The following is a 12,480-nucleotide window of genomic DNA, read 5'->3' as shown; positions in this document are numbered from 1 at the left end:
ACAGATAAGGATATACAAAACCCTGAGCTTTGTTTTTTCATTGCCCAGGGTTTTGTTTTGCCAAGATTCTTATAAAAGCAAAGTATCAATCAAAAGCTTTTTCGATTTTCTCAAGAAAATCCTTTGGAACGATGGTCTTTATTATGACCATCGATTCATTCTTTACCAAGACCAGTACGCCCGTCAGGGAGTTCTTTGCCAGGTAATATAGGGGGCTGGCTTTTCCCGTGATTTTTTCCTCCACTGGCGTATAAGCTTTGCGATCCTTTGCACTGGCTTGGAAGTCACCAAAGGCCCAGTCATTGACATTGACAGACCCTTCCAGGAAGTCTTCCTGCTTGTCGGGAAGTTTCGGAAAAAAATCGATCTTGGTCAGTTTCTCTACTGCATCCACGGTTGTTGCAAATGATTCCAAAGGTTTTGAAGATCCCTCGTTGGGCAGGATAAAACCAATTGCCTTGAGTTGGGGGTCAGTGTAATCGAGCAAGACCTTGTAATAATACTTTGGAACGGCTACCTTGTTTTTCCCGATGGTCTTGAAAGGTCCATCAGTCAAGACAGGGCCTGTCACCACATAGATGGATCCCTCGGTGTCTGCAATGTTTCTGACTGCAGATTCCAACTTGCTCCAGATACCGCGATTGAATTGAGGATCCTGGGGACTCATGTTACTAAGATAGAAAGAATCCTCCATAGCCTCTTTTGACCAGCTTTGATCGGCTGCAGGGATGAGATGCCCTCGGTCATATCCACTACTTTTATAATCATCCAATGAAGCTGACCTGAATTGAACTGCCGGGTCAGCCTTGAAATCATCTGTACGCTCGTAGGTACCGTACAGTTCATCCCTTGTCAGTTCATAGGCAACCCATTTTGCCTGTTCATTCCTGTCATCATAACAAAGGGTATAACCCGTATGGTTGATGATTTCATCACCATCATAGGTACGGGGAATTTCCAGGCCTTGAATGGTTCCAACAGATGAAGTGCTCTCGAACTCAGTCTCCGAAGGTGCAAAAATGAGAGTCAAGATCCAGAGGATGAGTATGGCTATCAGTAGATAAAGAAGCTTCTTGCCTCGTTTCTTGACTTTAGCTACTTTGACATCCATTGTCTTCTTGAGTTTGTTTTTCTTCATCGGTCAGCCCCTCGTTTGGTTGTTGGAAAAGTATATAGGGTGGAACAAAAAAGGAAAAGCCGTATTTGCTTTCCCTCTCTTGGATCAACGAACGTATGTAATGGTATTTACCTTATGTTCCAATTTCTCGGGCAGTGGTTCTGCTGCATACCCTAGGGCAAGCGTCGCAGTGACCTGGAATCCTTGGGGAATCCCATACTCAGTGAGTTTTGTGTCAATTTCATTGTTTCCGTTGATACGGTTGCACCAGACTGAACCGAGACCCAAGGCATGGGCAGCTTGCATCATGTTAGTCATTGCACAGGCAGTATCAGCTTGGGCAAAACGATTTCCTTGTTCTATGGAAACGAGAATAAGGGTAGGGGCATGATAAAAAAAAGATTTTCCTTCCCCTGCAACCAAGAGATCCAATTTCTTTAGCAACTCAGGATTTTGCAAAGCCGTAAAATGCCAAGGTTCCTGGCGCATTCCGTTTGGGGCTTGGGTGGCTGCATGGAGAACCAGCTCCAGTTTTTCATTTTCAACTTGCTTTTTCTGGAAGGACCGGATACTTCTTCGTGTGATGATTGACTTCATGACTTCATTCATTTCTTATTCTCCCTAAATATTAGTTATACCTATTCACATTTGTCTTTCCAATAGGGTATGTTACTTGAAATGAAGATTCTAATGCAAATCGGTATTCTCTTTGGCCTTTGCCTACTGGGTGAAGTGCTATCCTCCGTAATTCCCCTGCCTCTTCCCGGAAGCATCATCAGTATGGTGTTATTGTTTCTGCTTCTCATGTCAGGGATAATGAAAGAGCAGCATATCGAGAAACCCGCTGACTATTTATTATCCAATATGACCTTCTTCTTTCTTCCTTCGGGAGTTCAGATCATCGAGTACTTTGACCTATTGAAAAGTGTCTGGTGGCAATTATTTGTTGTTGCCTTGGCTTCCCTGGTCGTCTGCTTTGCCGTGAGCAGCTGGACGGTAGTCCTGGTTGTTCATGTACAAGGATATTGGAGGAATCGTACCCATGCTTGAATTGCTTGATACTCCAATGTTTGGTATTGTCCTGTCCATTGCAACCTATGCCATTGGCCTTGCCCTTTTCAAGTTGGCCAAAACTCCCTTGGTCAATCCTCTTGCCATTGCCATGTTTTTATCTGGTGGTTTTTTGGTGGTTTTCCATATACCTCTCAGTTATTACGATAAAGGTGGTTCCTTTATTGCCATGTTTTTGGCGCCTGCCACTGCAGTTCTTGCCTTGTCCATCTACCGACAAAGAATCGTGGTAGGAGAAAACTTGCTTCCTATTGTCTTGGGGACCCTTACGGGAAGTCTCGCTTCCATGGCAACCATAACCCTTCTGTGCAAATGGCTTGGTTTGGATGATGTTGTCCTGGCCTCCATGCTTCCTAAATCAGTGACCACCCCCATTGCCTTGGCAGTTTCTCTCCAACTGGGAGGAGTGCCTGCATTGACCATCGCCATGGTAATTATCACCGGGGTATCGGGAAACATATTTGCACCCTTGCTCGTGAAGGTCTTTCATGTGAAGGACCCCGTGGCCCAGGGGTTGGGCATCGGCTGTTGCAGCCATGTAGTGGGAACGAGCAAGGCACTGGAAATCGGAAAGATCCAGGGAGCTATGAGCAGTATCGCAATAAGCTTCTCAGGTCTTTTTACTGTTCTGTTTGCTCCTCTGTTTCTCCGCTAGGGCAATTCGGTTCATGGGGACGAACCCTTGTCCCAGGACCTGATAGGTTTCTTGCACGAACATAAAGGCTGTGGGGTCTTCCTCATGGACGATTTGGGTCAGGAGCGTAATCTCCTGGTTGTGGACGACCGCCAGGAGCATTGTGCGGGATTTCCCCGTAAAGATTCCAACTCCGTTGAGAAGGGTCCCCCCATGGTGCAATTCCTCTATGATTCTTTGCCCGATCCTCTCATGCTTTTCGCTTACGATATAGGCTGTCTTGGCATATTTATTGCCTAAACTCATAACGACGAAATTTACCATCTGGCCAGATAGATAGAGGGTGATGACTGCAAATAAAGCCCTTTCAAAGCCAAAGACAAAAGCCCCGATCAATATGACCATGGCATCGGTCAGGAACAACGCGGTTCCCAGGGGAATGGGAGTGAAGCGATTTATTATCTGGGCAATGATATCGGTGCCTCCGGTGTTGGCTCCCGAGCGCATGACAATGCCGATTCCGCTACCGAGCAATACTCCGCCAAAAATAGCAGATAGCAAGATATCCATTCTATCGACATAAGGAAGAAAACCCTTGTATTGGGTAAGTCTACCGAATAAGCTGACCCAAAAGGAAAGCATCAAGGTTCCTGCAAGGCAACCTGCCCCGTACATCTTTCCAAAGACCTTGAGGCCTATGAGGAATAACGGGATGGAGATGCAAAGCATGGTGACTCCGGGGTCCCAGCCAAACAAGTGAAAAAAAATGATTGCAATGCCATTTACCCCACCGCTGGCAATCTTGGCAGGGGTGATGAACGTCGCAATGGAAAAACCCGCCAAACAGGTTCCCAAGGTAATATGCAATGCCTTGGAAACCGTGCGTGCTGAAGTTGCGTGCATAGCTTTTAGAATCCTCTTGATGTGTTGTCCACAGAATACTTCGAAATGCATTTGTGGACAACCAGAATTGATGAGCTTATTTTACATGTTTTTGCAAAGTTGCACGAATAGCTCCACTTGCGGCTACCATCTCGGTGAAGTAGGTTTCAACGAGAGGGGCCAAACCTGTTTCATAGAGGTCCACACCAAAAATCGACTCATCGCTGAGTATTGGTTTGAGTGTATCTGAAAAAGGTCCAGTATCTCCTAGCTTGATAGTTTTTACATAGGCCATTTCCTGTTCCAGACGGGGGTCTGAACTGGGAGTGAACGTGTTGCCCTCATCATCAATACCCATCAAATAACGGATCCAACCGGCAAATACCAAGGGAATGAGTTTTAAATCAGCAAGATTCAAGGCATCATTTGCCATATAGGCCTTGATGGTCTCCCCAAAACGAATTCCGAGTTTCTGTGAGGTGTCGGTTGCAATACGTTGCGGAGTGTCGGGCATAAACGGGTTGGGAATTCGCTTCTCAAGCACTTCCCCGATGAATTTTCTTGGATCAAGGATCTTGGGATCGACAACAACAGGCATTCCCTCTACATAGCCAATGGTATGCACGAGTTTGTTAAGAAGGGGATCCTTCATTTCATCGGCGATCAACGTATATCCAAGCAGGCAACCAAAGATGGCCAAGGCGGTATGCAAGGGATTGAGACAGGTGCATACCTTCATTTTCTCTACTTTGTTGACAGTCTCGCGGTCGGTGAAATATACCCCTGTGGATTCCAGCTCAGGGCGTCCATTGGGAAAGGTGTCTTCAATTACAAGGTATTGGCATTCCTCTGCATTTACGAAAGGCGCAATATAGGTATGCTTGTCGGTGATGACCATATCTGTGTCTTCAAATCCTGCTTGTTCCAGCATAACCTTGACGTTTGCATCAGGGCGTGGTGTGATTTTATCGATCATGGACCAGGGAAAGGCTACTTGCTTGGTAAGATAGGAATGGAAGCCCTTTTCGACCAAACCCCTGGAAATCCATTCCTTTGCAATGGTGGTTACCGCCGCCTGGAGTTTTTCTCCGTTGTGTGAGCAGTTGTCCATGCTTAGAAGCGTAAGGGGAACCTGTTTTTCCAGATAGCGTTCATATACCAAGGCCGTAAGCTTTGCAAGGAACATCGAGGGATTTTTCGGACCATTGGCAAAGTCAGCGAGAATGGCAGGGTAGTATTCACCGTTTCCGCCTTTCAGCCCATAGCCTTTCTCGGTGATGGTAAAGGTTACCATTTGCAAGGAAGGAGATCGGAACAGTTTCTTGAAAGTTTCCCATTCATCAGGGAATTGAGGGTCGCATTTATAGGCTGCTGCAACCGAGGCAATTACCTGTTTATCGATTGAACCATCGCTCTTGAGTGTAACCATGAGGGTTAGGTTGTCGTGCTTTTGATAGATCTTGTCGATTATCTCGTAATCGAATCCTTCTCCGACTATGATTCCCGTCTTGGCTTTTCCCTCATCCAGAAGGCTCTGTTGCAAGGCTGCCGGAAAACCCCGAAAAATATTTCCTGCACCGAAATGAATCCAGGTCGGGTTTTCCAGGGTTTGGGCAATCATTGCCTCCCTGTCGAACGAGGGGAGCCCAAAACCCTTGGCTTCCCAGATTTTCCTATCAGTCAAACTTTTTGCTGTCAATTTCACTTTGGTTTCTCCTGTTTTTAATTTTTTGGAATCAGTCCTTCCGTTGCCTGAATCTTTTTGAAATAGAAAGGATGTCTCTTGATCATGAATTCTGTTTCTTCCAACAATTTATCCAAGTGTCGGTGTTCTATTGCAAGGACTGTTTCAAGGTCCTTTTGCTTGATAGCATCAAGCATGGCCCTATGTTGCTCGATGATATTGCCGAGTACATCTTTTTCTGCAAAGGAAAGCAAGCGAATACGATGATGGTTTCCCCCTTGGCTACAAATGAGATTCCATATCCTATCCATATCGATGCCTGAGAAAATTGCTGCATGAAAGGTGTCATCCGCTTCAAGGAATTGATTGAAATCCTTGGAGACCATTGCCCGTTGCTGAAGGGTAATGGCATCTTCCATCTGTCCAAGTTCCTTGCATTTTGCAATTGGGACAAATTTCCGTACTGCGCTCTGTTCGAGACTTTTTCTCAGAAATCGTTCCTCCTCGACCTGCTTGAGGTCGATACAGGAAACCCTTGTCCCTCTCTGGGGAAAGATGTCGACCAAATTATCGCCACTTAGTTTCATCAAGGCATCACGGACCGGTGACCGGCTGACTTGCAACTGCGTAGCGAGCAGTTGCAGGTTCAGTTCCTGTCCCGGTTCAAAACGAAGCGAGAGAATTTCGTTTCGTAGCTTTTGGTAGATCTCTTCTGATGCGGTTATTCGCATGACAAGTGCCATGTCAGTTTTTCTTGGAGTTTTTTTCGATAGCCTCAAAAAGTCCCAGGATATATTCTGCGCCTAGGGCACGATCGTAGAGACCATAGCCAGGCATGGCTACTTCACCCCAGATCATTCGTCCATGGTCGGGTCTGATAGGTCCATCGAATCCAATGTCATGCAAGGCTTTGCAGATTTCGTACAGATCAAACGATCCGTCACGTGAAAGGTGGGCGGCCTCTTCAAATACGCCAGGTCCAAAATGGTGCAGGTTCCTTACATGGGCAAAGTGGATTCTTCCCGGCAGGGCCCTGATGATTCCCGGCAAATCATTCTTCGGATTGGTTCCGAAAGATCCGGCGCAAAAGGTCAATCCATTGAAGGGGGCATCGACAGCTTTCATTACCTTGAGGATTTTCTCCTTGCTGGTGATAATCCTGGGAAGTCCGAAGACAGGCCATGCGGGATCATCGGGATGGATTGCCATCTTGATGCCATAGGTTTCGCAGGTTGTCTGGATTGCCTTGAGAAAATAGATGAGGTTGTTGAATAGTTTTTCTTCGGTTACCTCTTTATAGGCTTCGAACAGATCCTTCACCTTTGCAAGTCTCTCGGGCTCCCAACCAGGCATGCTGAATCCGTTTGAATTGCTATTGGTCTGGGTGAGAAACGTCTGGGGGTCTATGGTATCCACGACCTTTTGGTCATAGGCAAGAACAGTGGAACCATCTTCTCTCATTTTGGCCAAATCCGTGCGGGTCCAATCGAAGACCGGCATGAAGTTATAGCAGACCATTTTGATGTTCTCTTTTCCAAGATTTTCGAGTGTCGTAATATAATTCTGGATGTAGGTATCGCGGTCGGGAGTTCCGATCTTGATGGCATCGTGTACATTTACACTTTCGATACCACAGAGTTTGAGTCCTGATGCCTCGATTTCCGTTTTCAGGTCATGGATTTTTTCCTGGGGCCAGATTTCTCCTGCAGGAATATCATATAAAGTGGAAATCACACCCTCGACCCCGGGTATCTGCCGAATCTGTTTGAGTGTTACTGAATCAAATTTTGAACCATACCAACGTAATGTCATATTCATGGATTAGCCTCCTGAAGCTTTTCCCTTTTAATCTAACATACTAATATATTAGTTGCAAGAATTGAAATCACCCTTTTGAATCTTTTTGCTGAAAGTCCCCTAACGCCTGTCTCCGAGGATGAGCATGGAGGAGGGTTTGTCCAGCAGGAGTGTACATTCTTCCTTGTCCCTGAGCACTGTACAGGGGGAGTACGGTGAAAGCTGGTCATAGAGACACATGGCTACTGCCCGGGCCTTCCGTTGGTCAGGGACCGAACAGATGAGTGATTTTGCTTTCAGTATCTGGCGTATGGATATGGATATGGCTTGGGTAGGAACCTCATCCAAGGAAGCAAACCATTTCTCGCTTACTTGCTGACGTCTGCAACGCTCTTCCAAATTTACGATGATGAAAGGATTGGTTGTTTCAAGGTTTGCCGGTGGATCGTTGAAGGCTATGTGCCCATTTTCGCCAATGCCCAAAAAGATGACATCAACGACTTTGTCCGAAAGTAGGTCGTTGAGTCGTTTTACTTCCCCCAGAAGATCCTTTGCATCGGCCTCAATTTCATGGAAAGCTCCCAGACCTTTTATTTTGCTTACAAAACGTTTTTGGAGATAATAACGGAAACTGGAGGGATTTGATGCACTGAGACCTACATATTCATCAAGATGGAAGGCCTCTACCTTATCCCAGGGAATTGATTCTTTGGTGAGGACATCATACATGTCAATTTGGCTAAGTCCCGTGGGAAGGACAATTACGGCCTTGCCTTTCTCCAAGATAGCCTCTTTTATAAGTTTTGCTCCAAGCTTAGCAGCTTGGGTACCAAGATCATGTTTGTCGTCACAAATAGTTATTCGCATAGTAGCCTCATCCAAGATTCAACGTAATATTCTTATATGTATAGATATGGTATTTTTTTCCATTTAGGGCAAGAGGGTGGGAGGAGACTTGCCGTGAAAGTGCTAGAGAAACGCTATGTCCGTGGAGGTTTGAGAAGAGTTCCAGTTTTCGGAGGTTATGAGTACTTGCTTTGTAATGATAGTACCCTCCATGGGAACAAATAGTTTGTCAAGACCGACGGTCTCTCCTCCTAGGTTGATGACAAGATAGGGGATACCCCTTCTTGAGACTTTTCTGCTGAAGGAATCAAATAGATGTTTGAACAATCCCAGGCCACGGAATTCTTGCCTGATACCGAAAAAAACTATTTCCGCAGTTTGAGACTCAAGTATCCTGTAAGCAATATATCCAGCGAGATAGCCACCTTGGGTCAAAGCATAAATATATTCAAGATTCCTTGATTCCTGCAGTTTCAACAATAAAAAAAGAAGGCTTTTCTTCTGGGCCGCATTGCCTCTATCCAGCTCATCCAAGAGTATTTGTTGGAGTTCTGTTATTTCCTGAAGCCTAACTTCATCTACGGTTGACTCAATAAGAAAGTCTTCCTGGAGAATATCATCGGTCAATTCTTCTGGTTCTGGATTCAATTCCTTGAGTTGAATGGCTCCGTTGTTGCTTTTATACCAAGTAAAGACGGCACGTTCCATTTCCAAATCCTTGAATGCGAACCATTGTCTTTCCAGAGCAGGCTGTTCGGAGACAATATCCTTGAAACGCCTGAACACTCCTTTTCCGACTTGCAGGGCATTGAGGAGTTTTTCCCGGTAAAGGGGATTGCGTACAAGATTGGAAAATTTTTCCATTATCCTGAAACCGTCGGCTGGTTCCCAATCGGGAATTGATAGGTAACGATCTTCAGAAAAGACAGAAAGATCTCCCTCTATTTCTTCTTCCTGGACCAGCATTCCTGTTTCCAGATCGAGAAAATACGTTCTTTCCTGATCCTCCATGGCAAAGATTATCTCATCGCGCAAAAAGGGGGTGAGCAGTGGGAGTGGATACGTATCTCTCTGTGTTTCCATGAAGTTCATTGTAGTATGCATTTGCTCTCTTGGCTAGGGGGCTCAAGTTCTTGATTACCTTGACATTCGTGGTAAAAGATACGATATTAATAGAGCGATTCCAATTATCAAATTAGGAGTATATTCATGAGCATTATTGAATTTATCGAAGCCAGGGAAATCCTTGACTCACGTGGTAATCCCACCATTGAAGTAGACGTTATTCTCGAAGATGGCTCAATGGGCCGTGCAGCGGTACCCTCTGGGGCTTCCACCGGTGTTCACGAAGCTGTTGAACTTCGTGATGGCGATAAGAAACGCTATATGGGCAAAGGTGTTCTCAAGGCTGTTGACAATGTCAACGATATTATCGCTCCTGAACTGGAAGGTATGGATGCTCTTGACCAGGTTGCCATTGACCGTGCGATGATTGCCCTTGATGGTACCCCAAACAAGGCTAAGCTTGGTGCAAATGCAATTCTTGGTGTTTCCATGGCTGTTGCCCGTGCCGCTGCCGATTTCCTCGGTTTGCCACTGTACAAATATCTTGGATCCTATCATGCTTGCCTTCTTCCCGTTCCGATGGCCAACATCCTCAACGGTGGTGCCCATAGCGATAACAAGGTTGACTTCCAGGAATTCATGGTCATGCCTATCGGTGCTCCTTCCCTCCGTGAAGGTGTCCGCTGGACTGCAGAGGTTTTCCACAACCTGAAAAAAGTTCTTACAGCCAAAGGCTACAACACTGGTGTCGGTGATGAAGGTGGTTTTGCCCCTGATTTGCAGTCCAATGAAGAAGCCCTTGAAGTTATCATGCAGGCTATCAAGAATTCCGGTTATACCACGGGACGCGATGGTGATTTCATGATCGCCCTTGACCCAGCCGCTTCAGAATTATATGACGAGGAAACCAAACTCTATACGCTCAAATGGACTACTGGCGAAAAACTTACCAGCAAGCAGATGGTAGATATGTGGGAAGACTGGTGCAATCGTTATCCCATCATTTCCCTTGAGGACGGCATGGCCGAAGACGATTGGGAAGGTTGGAAGATCTTGACTGACCGGATTGGCGATCGCATCCAGCTCGTCGGTGATGATTTGTTCGTAACCAATGTAGAGAGACTGAAGATGGGTCTGGAGAAGGGCGTTGCCAACTCCATCCTTATCAAGGTCAACCAGATTGGTACCCTTACCGAAACCTATGAAGCCATTGACCTTGCAAAGCGCAACGGTTATACCGCAGTTGTTTCCCACCGTTCCGGTGAGACTGAAGACAACTTCATTGCTGATTTGGTGGTTGGTCTCGAGACCGGAGAGATCAAGACTGGTTCCATGAGCCGTTCTGATCGTCTTGCCAAGTACAACCAGCTGATGCGCATCGAGGATTACCTTGGTGACACCGCAAAATATGCTGGACGCGAAGCTTTCCGCATTCTTTAGTATCATCTATCCTATATCGATAAAGGCCACCGTGAGGTGGCCTTTATCAGTAGTATGACGGGCATGTCATCATTCTTGGGTGAAATTCCCAAGGGGCGTAGTTGCCGACGAACCCGATAGCGACTTGCAAGTTTCACGCCGCGAGGTGTGGGAGGGAAGAAGCAATAGCGAAATCGTGGCCCGACGGACAGAAACCTGATAGTAGGCAGGTGGAGGGGACAAGCTGGCTACTATCAGTGAATCCCAAAGGCAATGTGACCTTCATCTGTAAATCAGGCGGGTAAACGAGGAAAGAGTGATGACTTATCCCGCGAGGTCTCCACAGCGTACGAGGCTGCAACATCGCTTATGACGACGTAGTAACAACGAATGTGGAGAAGTCAGCAGAGGCCGTAGTAGCGACCGGGGAAACGGACGCAAAGGGCCGAACAATCAAACGCCTTTCGAAAGGGAAAGGTCCATCCGCAAATCCGAACGGCGAGAGCCTACCAGTGATGATGCGGGTGAGAAAGGAACGAATGAGAGAGGAAGACAGGTCAAGACCGAACACGAGACTGTGCGAGCAACTGATTTCCCTTGCGAACATCCAGCAAGCGATGAGGAAGGTGATGCAGAACAAGGGTTCTGCGGGAATCGACGGGATGGAAGTGACTGAACTTCCATCCTACCTTGAAGCCAACTGGGCCTTGATTCGCGAGCGGATTGTCACTCGGACGTACAAACCCAAACCGGTGCTCCGACGGGAAATACCCAAGGACAACGGGGGCGTGCGTCTGCTGGGGATACCGACGGCAGTGGACCGGGTAATCCAGCAGGCCCTGGTGCAGGTTCTGACCCCGGTGTTCGAACCGACATTCAGCGACTTCAGCTTCGGGTTCAGGCCCGGCAGGAGCGCCGAGGATGCGGTCCGACTCGCCCAGACCTACATGTCCGAAGGGTACAAGCACGTGGTTGACTTGGACCTGTCCAAGTTCTTTGACACGGTCGACCATGACATCCTCATGGGACTAATCGACAAGCACATGGACGACAAGGACGTGAGGAGGCTCATCTACGTATATCTGAAAAGCGGAGTGATGACCAACGGGAGCATGATGGCAACAGCACTGGGTACCCCGCAGGGGGGCCCGTTGTCGCCCCTGCTGTCGAACGTCTATCTCACCCCCTACGACAGGGAACTGGAGAAGCGGGGACTGCGGTTTGTGAGGTACGCCGATGACTGCAACATATTCACCAAGAGCAAGATGTCATCCTACCGGGTGAGGGACAGCGCGAAAAGCTATCTGGAGCGGAAGCTGAAACTGAAAGTGAACATGGAGAAGACGGAGGCAAGGAGGGCCGTAGGTTCGACCTTCCTCGGATTCACATTCCGGACATACGGCGAGAGAGGAAAACTTGGGAGGACCGTTCCCCACGAGAAAAAGCTGAAGAAACTTGAGGACCGGATACGGCTGGTCACGAAGCGCAACCGCGGAGTGAGCATCTGGACGGTCATTGGGGAGCTCAACAGCATCCTGAGGGGTTGGGTTGGGTACTTTGCAAGAAGTGCCATCAAGGAATACCTCAAGGGCCTGATGGAGTGGATTCGGAGGCGCATACGCCAGTATCTATGGAAACAGTGGAAGTCCGGGAATAACCGGAAACACCGCATCAGGCAACTGGGAGCGGAAGAGTGGAAGCTGAAGAAATGGACACTTGCCAGCAGGTCGTACTGGAAGATGGCAAAATCCATGAACTATCTCATCAGCAATGAGAGCCTTCATGAGCATTACCGACTGGTGGATATTCTGGGTTATTACAAGAAGCTCCATACTGTGCGTATGGAGCAAGATGGGATTGTGCTGGATTTCCGGTACAATAGTCTGTTTGGTTGAACCGCCGTATGCCGAACGGCACGTACGGTGGTGTGAGAGGTTGGGGCTTAGTGGCCCCCGCCTACTCGAT

12 protein-coding genes are annotated in these 12,480 nt (G+C 47.3%); 4 read left to right on the top strand and 8 right to left on the bottom strand.

Features of this window, described 5'->3' with window-relative positions; translation table 11 throughout:
* Positions 1–85 precede the first annotated feature (85 nt).
* Complete coding sequence (locus ACHZBG_RS11130; RefSeq protein ID WP_320129529.1) at positions 86–1,138, bottom strand: DNA/RNA non-specific endonuclease; 1,053 nt, start codon at positions 1,136–1,138, stop codon at positions 86–88.
* Between the two features lie 84 nt (positions 1,139–1,222).
* Positions 1,223–1,726, bottom strand: coding sequence for a nitroreductase family protein (locus ACHZBG_RS11125; protein ID WP_320129528.1), 504 nt, complete (start codon positions 1,724–1,726; stop codon positions 1,223–1,225).
* Between the two features lie 69 nt (positions 1,727–1,795).
* Between ACHZBG_RS11125 and ACHZBG_RS11120 the strand changes: the two genes are divergently transcribed.
* Positions 1,796–2,167: a CidA/LrgA family protein gene (locus ACHZBG_RS11120; RefSeq protein WP_320129527.1), complete on the top strand. Its 372-nt coding sequence runs from the start codon at positions 1,796–1,798 to the stop codon at positions 2,165–2,167.
* Positions 2,130–2,843, top strand: coding sequence for an LrgB family protein (locus tag ACHZBG_RS11115; RefSeq protein WP_320129526.1), 714 nt, complete (start codon positions 2,130–2,132; stop codon positions 2,841–2,843). Before ACHZBG_RS11120 ends, ACHZBG_RS11115 begins: the two co-directional genes overlap by 38 nt.
* Here the strand turns inward: ACHZBG_RS11115 and ACHZBG_RS11110 are convergent.
* The 6 genes from ACHZBG_RS11110 to ACHZBG_RS11085 form a co-directional block, all read right to left on the bottom strand.
* The gene (locus ACHZBG_RS11110; protein ID WP_320129525.1) at positions 2,799–3,776 is read right to left on the bottom strand and encodes a YitT family protein; all 978 of its coding nucleotides are present in this window, start codon (positions 3,774–3,776) and stop codon (positions 2,799–2,801) included. The two genes, ACHZBG_RS11115 and ACHZBG_RS11110, sit on opposite strands and share 45 nt — an antisense overlap.
* Positions 3,777–3,801: 25 nt before the next feature.
* On the bottom strand, positions 3,802–5,409 hold the full coding sequence (locus tag ACHZBG_RS11105) for a mannitol dehydrogenase family protein (RefSeq protein WP_320129524.1): 1,608 nt from the start codon (positions 5,407–5,409) through the stop codon (positions 3,802–3,804).
* A 17-nt stretch (positions 5,410–5,426) separates the two neighbouring features.
* Positions 5,427–6,131, bottom strand: a complete 705-nt coding sequence (locus tag ACHZBG_RS11100) for a GntR family transcriptional regulator (RefSeq protein WP_320129523.1) — start codon at positions 6,129–6,131, stop codon at positions 5,427–5,429.
* 1 nt (position 6,132) lies between these two features.
* A complete protein-coding gene (gene uxuA / locus ACHZBG_RS11095; RefSeq protein WP_320129522.1) occupies positions 6,133–7,206 on the bottom strand; it encodes a mannonate dehydratase in 1,074 nt (357 codons plus the stop codon).
* A 99-nt stretch (positions 7,207–7,305) separates the two neighbouring features.
* On the bottom strand, positions 7,306–8,052 hold the full coding sequence (locus ACHZBG_RS11090) for a 6-phosphogluconolactonase (protein WP_320129521.1): 747 nt from the start codon (positions 8,050–8,052) through the stop codon (positions 7,306–7,308).
* Positions 8,053–8,154: 102 nt separating this feature from the next.
* Positions 8,155–9,114, bottom strand: coding sequence for a UPF0158 family protein (locus tag ACHZBG_RS11085; RefSeq protein WP_320129520.1), 960 nt, complete (start codon positions 9,112–9,114; stop codon positions 8,155–8,157).
* Between the two features lie 126 nt (positions 9,115–9,240).
* Here ACHZBG_RS11085 and eno point away from each other — a divergent pair, with 126 nt between their 5' ends.
* Together eno and ltrA are read left to right on the top strand one after the other, a co-directional pair.
* Positions 9,241–10,536 (top strand): phosphopyruvate hydratase, encoded by a 1,296-nt coding sequence (gene eno, locus ACHZBG_RS11080; protein WP_320129519.1) that lies wholly within the window; start codon positions 9,241–9,243, stop codon positions 10,534–10,536.
* A gap of 371 nt (positions 10,537–10,907) precedes the next feature.
* A complete protein-coding gene (ltrA, locus tag ACHZBG_RS11075; RefSeq protein ID WP_320128961.1) occupies positions 10,908–12,410 on the top strand; it encodes a group II intron reverse transcriptase/maturase in 1,503 nt (500 codons plus the stop codon).
* Positions 12,411–12,480 lie beyond the last annotated feature (70 nt).

Origin of the sequence: uncultured Sphaerochaeta sp. (assembly GCF_963676625.2) — a bacterium.
Classification (GTDB): Bacteria; Spirochaetota; Spirochaetia; order Sphaerochaetales; family Sphaerochaetaceae; genus Sphaerochaeta.
The sequence above is the reverse complement of the archived record's forward strand: the minus strand, read 5'-3'. Positions and strand labels throughout refer to the sequence as shown.

Excerpts from the sequence above, each read along its gene's own strand:
- ACHZBG_RS11130 (WP_320129529.1), bottom strand. The coding sequence starts at position 1,138 with ATGAAGAAAAACAAACTCAAGAAGACAATGGATGTCAAAGTAGCTAAA.
- ACHZBG_RS11125 (WP_320129528.1), bottom strand. The coding sequence starts at position 1,726 with ATGAATGAAGTCATGAAGTCAATCATCACACGAAGAAGTATCCGGTCC.
- ACHZBG_RS11120 (WP_320129527.1), top strand. The coding sequence starts at position 1,796 with ATGAAGATTCTAATGCAAATCGGTATTCTCTTTGGCCTTTGCCTACTG.
- ACHZBG_RS11115 (WP_320129526.1), top strand. The coding sequence starts at position 2,130 with ATGTACAAGGATATTGGAGGAATCGTACCCATGCTTGAATTGCTTGAT.
- ACHZBG_RS11110 (WP_320129525.1), bottom strand. The coding sequence starts at position 3,776 with ATGCATTTCGAAGTATTCTGTGGACAACACATCAAGAGGATTCTAAAA.
- ACHZBG_RS11100 (WP_320129523.1), bottom strand. The coding sequence starts at position 6,131 with ATGGCACTTGTCATGCGAATAACCGCATCAGAAGAGATCTACCAAAAG.
- uxuA (WP_320129522.1), bottom strand. The coding sequence starts at position 7,206 with ATGAATATGACATTACGTTGGTATGGTTCAAAATTTGATTCAGTAACA.
- ACHZBG_RS11090 (WP_320129521.1), bottom strand. The coding sequence starts at position 8,052 with ATGCGAATAACTATTTGTGACGACAAACATGATCTTGGTACCCAAGCT.
- ACHZBG_RS11085 (WP_320129520.1), bottom strand. The coding sequence starts at position 9,114 with ATGGAAACACAGAGAGATACGTATCCACTCCCACTGCTCACCCCCTTT.
- eno (WP_320129519.1), top strand. The coding sequence starts at position 9,241 with ATGAGCATTATTGAATTTATCGAAGCCAGGGAAATCCTTGACTCACGT.